This is a genomic window from Pseudomonas sp. RW407 (assembly GCF_003176655.1).
Taxonomy (GTDB): domain Bacteria; phylum Pseudomonadota; class Gammaproteobacteria; order Pseudomonadales; family Pseudomonadaceae; genus Pseudomonas; species Pseudomonas delhiensis.
Window position 1 is genome coordinate 1,968,826 of record NZ_QGSL01000107.1, and the last position, 5,048, is coordinate 1,973,873.

Sequence of the window (5,048 nt, forward strand, 5' to 3'; positions counted from 1 at the left end):
CGGCTGCATCCAGTACGACCTGCACCGCGACCGCAAGGACGCCGACCTGATCTACATGATCGAGCAGTGGCGCGACGAGGCCGCCCTCGCCGAGCACGAGGCCAGCGAGCACTTCCAGGCCTTCGTCGCGGCGTCCCGGGCCGACCTGGCCGAACTCGACATCCGCCTGATGAACCGCATCGACTGAGGAGCCGCCCGCATGAAAGCCATCGGTTACACCCACAGCCGCCCGATCGCCGCCGACGACGCCCTGCTCGACATCCAGCTGCCGGAGCCCACGCCCGGCCCGCGCGACCTGCTGGTGGAAGTCCGCGCCATTTCCGTCAACCCGGTGGACACCAAGGTGCGCCAGCGCGCGGAGCCGCAGGCCGGCGAGTACAAGGTGCTGGGCTGGGACGCCGCCGGCGTGGTCCGCGCGGTGGGCAGCGAGGTCAGCCTGTTCCGCCCCGGCGACGAGGTGTTCTACGCCGGCGACCTGACCCGCCCGGGCAGCAACGCCGAGCTGCAGCTGGTGGACGAACGCATCGTCGGCGCCAAGCCGGCCAGTCTCGACTTCGCCCAGGCTGCGGCCCTGCCGCTGACCAGCATCACCGCCTGGGAACTGCTGTTCGAGCGCCTGCAGATCGCCGAGGGCCCGGGCAGCGCCGGGCAGAGCCTGCTGATCGTCGGCGCCGCCGGCGGCGTGGGCTCCATCCTCACCCAGCTGGCCCGGCGGCTGACCGGGGCCACCGTGATCGGCACGGCCTCGCGGGCGGACACCCAGCAATGGGTACGCGACCTCGGCGCGCACCACGTGATCGACCACAGCAAGCCGCTGAGCGAGGAACTGCAGCGCATCGGCATCGGCCAGGTCACCCACGTGGCCAGCCTGACGCACACGGACGCGCACTTGGAACAGATAGTCGCCAGCCTGCGCCCGCAGGGCCGCCTGGGCCTGATCGACGACCCGGCGAGCCTGAACGTGGGCCTGCTCAAGCAGAAGAGCCTGTCGCTGCACTGGGAATTCATGTACACCCGCTCGATGTTCCAGACCGACGACATGATCGAGCAGCACCGCCTGCTGCAGCGAGTGTCCAGCCTGGTCGACCAGGGCGTGCTGCGCACCACCCTGGGCGAGCACTTCGGCCGCATCGACGCCGCCAACCTGCGCCGCGCCCACGCGCTGCTGGAAAGCGGCAAGGCCAAGGGCAAGATCGTGCTGGAGGGGTTCTGAACGGCGGGATCGCGCCTGGCCGACGGAAACGGCGGATAACGCCTGGGGCGTTATGCGCCCTACGGGCGAACGACGAGGTTGGGGCTGGCGTAGGGCGGATAACCGTTCGCGGTTATCCGCCGCCTGACCTTGGCCTCAGGCGCGCTCCGCATTCAACCTGAACACCCGCCTGCGGCGTTATGCGCCCTACGGGCGGTCAGCCGTCTTCGCGCCGGCGAGCAGGCGGCAGAGCTTTTCGGTGGCGGCCAGCATGGCGTAGCTCGGCCGCTCCAGGTTGCGGTCCGGCAGCACCCACAGCTGGCCCAGGCGGGTCGCGCTGAGCTGCTTCATGGCCTGCCATTCCCCGGCCTGCTCGGCGGTGGGCGCCAGTATCACTTCCGGATCGCGTGCCAGCACGGCCTCCAGGCCCACCTGGGGCGCCGGCAGTTGCAGGTCGTCGAACAGGTTGCGGGCGCCGCAGACCTGCAGGGCGTCGCTGACCACCTGCTGCCCGCCGAGGGTATAGAGCGGGCGGTTCCAGACCTGGTAGAACAGCCGCAGCGGGCGCTCGCGGGCGTATTCCCGGCGCAGCTCGGCGATCCGCCCGCGGAAGTCCGCGGCCAGCGCAGCCCCCTTCTCCCCGGCGCCCAGCAGCGCGCCCAGTTCCTCCAGTTGTTTCGGGATGTCTTCCAGCCGGTGCGGCTCAGCGACGTAGAGCGTCAGCCCGAGATTCCTCAACCGCGCCATCTGCGCCTCGGGAATGCTCCCGGGCCAGACCAGCACCAGGTCCGGCCGCAGGCTGAGCAGGCGTTCCAGGTTCAGTTGCCCGTAGCGCCCCAGCGACGGCAACGCCGCCAGTTGCGCCGGACGCTCGTCGCCGTCGAGCACGCCCACCAGGCGCGCGCCGGCGCCCAGTTCCAGGACGCTGTCGGTCATCGAGGGGGCGAGGCTCACCACCCGCTGCGCCGCCAGCGAGGGCAGGCCAAGCGCTAGCAGCAGGGCGGCGAGCAGGATGCGCATCAGAGCAACTGGCGCGGCAGGCGGTACAGCCAGAGGATCAGCAGGCTGGTCAGCCCGAGGAGGATCAGCGCCACGCCGGAGAGGTCGGTGAAGCAGGCCAGCGCGCCGATCCAGGCCGGCAGGCCGGCACCGAGGGCGCCGTTGCGCCAGGTGCGCGCCAGCTTCGCCCAGGCGGCGGGCTCTTCGGCCGTGTCACGGGCCTTGCCGGCGTCGATCAGGGCGAACTTGTAGCGGCGGAACAGCGGCAGGGTGAAGTACATCGAGACCAGCGCGGCGATGTACAACGGGGTGGCCAGCACGGCCAGGGCATCCACCTCGAAGCCCCACAGCAGCAGCGCCAGCAGCGGCCCGAGGGCCAGCGCCAGGTGCAGCCACCAGAGCCTGCCCAGGCGGCCGAACTCGGCGGCGCGGTTCACTGCGCCTCGATCTCCGCCTCGCCCTGGTGCAGTTCGCCGAGCATGTGCCCGAGCTTGCCGGCCTTGGTCGCCAGGTAGCGCTTGTTGTGCGGGTTCAGGCCCCTCTGCAGGGGCACCCGCTCGGCCACGGTGAGGCCGTAGCCTTCCAGCGCCTTCACCTTGCGCGGATTGTTGGTCATCAGCTTCAGCGAGCAGACGCCCAGGTGCCGCAGCATCGGCAGGCACATGGCGTAGTCGCGCTGGTCGGCGCCGAAGCCCAGCTTGAGGTTGGCCTCGACGGTGTCCGCGCCTTCGTCCTGCAGGGCATAGGCGCGGATCTTGTTCAGCAGGCCGATGCCACGGCCTTCCTGGCGCAGGTAGAGCAGCACGCCGCGGCCCTCGCGAGCGATGGCCGAGAGCGCGCCTTCGAGCTGGAAGCCGCAGTCGCAGCGCAGGCTGAACAGGGCATCGCCGGTCAGGCATTCGGAATGCAGGCGACCGAGCACCGGCTGGCCGTCGTCGAGGGTGCCCATGGTCAGGGCGACATGTTCCTTGCCGGTTTCCTCGTCGAGGAACCCATGCATGGTGAATTCGCCGAAGGGGGTGGGCAGCTTGGAGGCGGCGACGAACACGACGGACACCGGAAACTCCTGAAAGTCAGACAGTAGTAAGGAGCCGGCATTGTAACAGCAGTGCCGGGGCGACCGTCATTGCGAAATCCGCAACTTGGCTATCGAGGCCATCGATAGGTCGATGGCGCGATGACCGGCTCAATGCTTGGACTGGATGTACATCATCCCCTGCTCTTCCCGCCAGCCGACACGGTTGAGAAAGCTCATGCCCAGCAGGATTTCGGTGGGGAACTCGCCTTCCAGCACGCTGGCGTCGACGCCCAGCACCTCGATGCCGCCGAGCTTCACGCTGTTCAGGCTGATGCGCCAGCCCTTGACGGTGCCGCTGGCGGTGGAGGCGACCATGGGCTTGCCGACCACCCGGTAGTCGATGCCCAGGCGGCGCGCCTGGCCTTCGTTCATCGCCACCGTGGTGGCGCCGGTGTCGACCAGGAACTGGGCGTTCTGGCCGTTGATCGAGCCGGACACCCAGTAGTGCCCGCCGGTGCCGCGGGCGATGCTCATTTCCTGCACCGGCGCCGGGGCCGAGTAGCCGCTGGCGTTGTATTCGCGGCTCAGCTCGTAGGTCTTCTCGACGCCACCCACGCGCAGCACCGCCTTGCGGCTGTCGGCGCTGACCACCTGCACGCCCTGGGGCCCGGTCTCGCCGACGCGGAGGAACTTGCGCTGGCCGTCGATGTTGACCACCGCGGCGTTGGGGAACAGCCCCACCACCCACACCTGCGGGGCGGCGAGGGCCGCGCTGGCGGCAAGGGCGAGGCTCAGGGCGGACAGCAGGCGCAGCATGATGGGGCTCCTTGTCGGCTGGCGCGAAGGTGGCGCCACGTTACACCGGCGCCGCTGCGCCGTCAGTGATTCAGTCGGCTGTTGTCAGACCAGCCAGGTGGCCCAGGCCCAGACCAGCCCCTGCATGGCCAGCCAGGCGAAGACCCCGGCGAGGACGTCGTCGAGCATGATGCCCACGCCGCCGTGCACGTGGCGGTCGACCCAGCGGATCGGCCAGGGCTTGAGGATGTCGAAGAAGCGGAACACCAGGAAGCCCACCAGCAGCCACCACCAGCCCTCGGGCACCAGCCAGAGGGTGATCCACATGCCGACCATCTCGTCCCAGACGATGCCTTCGTGGTCGTGCACGCGCAGGTCGTCGGCGACCTTGCCGCACAGCCAGAAGCCGAACAGCATGGTCAGCCCCAGCATCAGCCAGTAGCCCCAGTCCGGCAGCAGCTGCCACAGCGGGATGAACGGGATGGCCACCAGCGAGCCCCAGGTGCCGGGGGCCTTGGGCAGGGTCCCGGAGCCGAAGCCGAAGGCCAGGAAATGCCAGGGGTTGCGCCAGACCGACGGCGGTACGGGCTGGGCGGGGGCTTGGTCGGGATGTTCGGGCACTGCGGTCACTCCGTGAAATGCAGGTAGCCGCCCTGGCGCGGCGTGATGTCGTGGCCGCCGGCGTCCAGCACGCGCACCCCGCTGCCGGCCTCGACGCGGCCGATGGCCGCCAGTTGCGGCCAGTGCGCCTGCAGGGCCGGCAGCTCGGCGGGCGGCAGGGTGAAGGCGATGACGTAGTCGTCGCCGGCGCCGAGCTTGGCCTGCAGCGCGCGCTCGGCCCCCAGCAGGCTTTCCAGCGGCGCGCTGGCCGGCAGGCGTTCGGCCTCGATGACCAGGGCCACGCCGGAGGCTCGGGCGATGTGCCCGCAGTCGGCGAGCAGGCCGTCGGACACGTCCAGCGCCGCCGTGGCGCGGCCGCGCAGGGCCTGGCCGAGGGCCAGCTGCGGCTGCGGCACCCAGTAGCGCGCCAGCAGCGGCTCGGCC

8 protein-coding genes are annotated in these 5,048 nt (G+C 70.3%); 2 read left to right on the forward strand and 6 right to left on the reverse strand.

Annotated features, from left to right (window positions below):
- On the forward strand, positions 1-187 hold a 187-nt coding region (locus tag DK254_RS33010), incomplete at its 5' end, for a putative quinol monooxygenase (protein WP_146219685.1).
- 12 nt (positions 188-199) lie between these two features.
- Positions 200-1,213, forward strand: a complete 1,014-nt coding sequence (locus DK254_RS33015) for a zinc-binding alcohol dehydrogenase family protein (RefSeq protein WP_109937190.1) — start codon at positions 200-202, stop codon at positions 1,211-1,213.
- 186 nt (positions 1,214-1,399) lie between these two features.
- Here DK254_RS33015 and DK254_RS33020 read toward each other — a convergent pair whose 3' ends face one another.
- From DK254_RS33020 to DK254_RS33045, 6 genes are all read right to left on the reverse strand, one after another.
- Entirely contained in the window at positions 1,400-2,212 is an 813-nt protein-coding gene (locus DK254_RS33020; protein ID WP_109937191.1) for a cobalamin-binding protein, read from the reverse strand.
- On the reverse strand, positions 2,212-2,628 hold the full coding sequence (locus DK254_RS33025) for an MFS transporter (RefSeq protein WP_109937192.1): 417 nt from the start codon (positions 2,626-2,628) through the stop codon (positions 2,212-2,214). The genes DK254_RS33020 and DK254_RS33025 overlap by 1 nt, the downstream gene beginning before the upstream one ends.
- Positions 2,625-3,248, reverse strand: a complete 624-nt coding sequence (ribA, locus tag DK254_RS33030) for a GTP cyclohydrolase II (RefSeq protein ID WP_109937193.1) — start codon at positions 3,246-3,248, stop codon at positions 2,625-2,627. Before ribA ends, DK254_RS33025 begins: the two co-directional genes overlap by 4 nt.
- 129 nt (positions 3,249-3,377) lie before the next feature.
- On the reverse strand, positions 3,378-4,025 hold the full coding sequence (locus tag DK254_RS33035) for a TIGR02281 family clan AA aspartic protease (RefSeq protein WP_109937194.1): 648 nt from the start codon (positions 4,023-4,025) through the stop codon (positions 3,378-3,380).
- Positions 4,026-4,109: 84 nt separating this feature from the next.
- On the reverse strand, positions 4,110-4,625 hold the full coding sequence (locus DK254_RS33040; protein ID WP_109937195.1) for a phosphatidylglycerophosphatase A: 516 nt from the start codon (positions 4,623-4,625) through the stop codon (positions 4,110-4,112).
- Positions 4,626-4,630: 5 nt separating this feature from the next.
- A partial coding sequence (locus DK254_RS33045; protein ID WP_256596006.1) for a thiamine-monophosphate kinase occupies positions 4,631-5,048 on the reverse strand: 418 nt, incomplete at its 5' end.

Excerpts from the sequence above, each read along its gene's own strand:
- DK254_RS33015 (WP_109937190.1), top strand. The coding sequence starts at position 200 with ATGAAAGCCATCGGTTACACCCACAGCCGCCCGATCGCCGCCGACGAC.
- DK254_RS33020 (WP_109937191.1), bottom strand. The coding sequence starts at position 2,212 with ATGCGCATCCTGCTCGCCGCCCTGCTGCTAGCGCTTGGCCTGCCCTCG.
- DK254_RS33035 (WP_109937194.1), bottom strand. The coding sequence starts at position 4,025 with ATGCTGCGCCTGCTGTCCGCCCTGAGCCTCGCCCTTGCCGCCAGCGCG.